The sequence below is a fragment of the Vibrio cincinnatiensis DSM 19608 genome, assembly GCF_900167345.1.
Lineage (GTDB): Bacteria > Pseudomonadota > Gammaproteobacteria > Enterobacterales > Vibrionaceae > Vibrio > Vibrio cincinnatiensis.
The window spans coordinates 1-1,372 of record NZ_FUXB01000050.1 but is presented as its reverse complement, the minus strand read 5'-3'; the positions used below and the strand labels follow the sequence as shown (position 1 = coordinate 1,372).

1 protein-coding gene is annotated in these 1,372 nt (G+C 43.7%); it reads right to left on the bottom strand.

Annotation, left to right across the window (positions count from 1 at the left end):
* Positions 1-254: 254 nt before the first annotated feature.
* The gene (locus B5D54_RS16785; protein WP_078927663.1) at positions 255-1,289 is read right to left on the bottom strand and encodes an IS110 family RNA-guided transposase; all 1,035 of its coding nucleotides are present in this window, start codon (positions 1,287-1,289) and stop codon (positions 255-257) included.
* Positions 1,290-1,372 lie beyond the last annotated feature (83 nt).

Genomic DNA, 1,372 nt, shown 5'->3' with positions numbered 1-1,372 from the left:
CATATATGGACGCACCTCAGGATGCAATGACTGATTCAATGATACGGTCGCTAACATATATCCGACGTCTTTCTAGGTCTACTATGTGACCTGCGCCATGATGTAATCCGCTCCTCACTGTCTTTTCAAAGCCTCGGTTTCAATAACCTCGTTGCGTTATCAGAGTGTAGTAAGGATGGTTCACCGTTTATTCATCAGCTATTGCAAACTCAGTTGCTTCTTGAGGATATCTCCTTAGAACTTAGTATTTTTAGTCAAACAGGCTTAAATGCCTGATTAATATCGTATTCACTATTTTTCGCCAAGATGTGCCATGCTACCCGACCGAGCTTGTTTGCAAGAGCGACAATCGCTTTTGCTTTTCCTCGGCGTGCAATGAGTCCTCTCAACCATGCTCCCATAGCATCCGTTTTGTTAGCTCCGCACCGAAGCACTGCGCGAGCACCGTGAATAAGTAATGCTCTCAATTCGCGATTGCCATTCTTCGATAGAGAGCCAAGACTACTTTTTCCGCCTGTACTATTTTGTTTTGGAACTAGGCCACACCATGCTGAGAACTGGCGACCATTTTGGAATTGGTTTCCAACACCTACCTCACTAATCAGCGCCGCTGTCAAAATCGGACCAAACCCAGGAATATTCCGAATAGCCTCATATTTTGGATTTTGCTGACTCAATATGGTGACACTTTGGGTCATTTCATCTATCTCTTCGCTAAGACTGACAAAGTCACAGTATAAAGTTTGCAGTAAGTTCCTCATTACTGGGGAAAGGGCATTCTCTGCGTCTTCAAGAGCTAGCGGTAAATGACTTCGTAAAGCTTTAATAGAGAGAGGAAATACTACCCCGTATTCAGCAGCCAATCCTCTGATCTGGTTCGCCAAGGCAGTTCTGTTTTCTACCAAACGTTTACGGACACTGCGTATCGCTTTAAGGTCTTGTTGTTCAACAGACTTAACAGGCACGAAGTGAAGATTAGGTCTAGAATAGGCTTCGCAAATGGCTCTTGCATCATTAGCATCGTTCTTTTGCCGCCCAACAAATGGTTTTACATGCTGAGCTGGAATAAGAGCCACTGTATATCCTAGCTCTTGAAATATTCTGCCCCAATGATGAGAAGTTGCACATGACTCCATTGCTAGAGCAGTTTGCTCTGGTAGTTGGCGGACAGTATCGAGAAGCTTATCTCGCTTTACCTTTCTGTTTGATAAAATTTGTCCATTTGTACCCAGAACACACACTTGGAAGAGATTTTTCGCTATATCAATACCGACAACTTTAATAGACATACTTGTTACTCCTGCTCTTAATGGTTGTACTATTAGTTTGGCACAACGACGCTAGAAGGGAGGTGCGTCCATCACATCAAAGC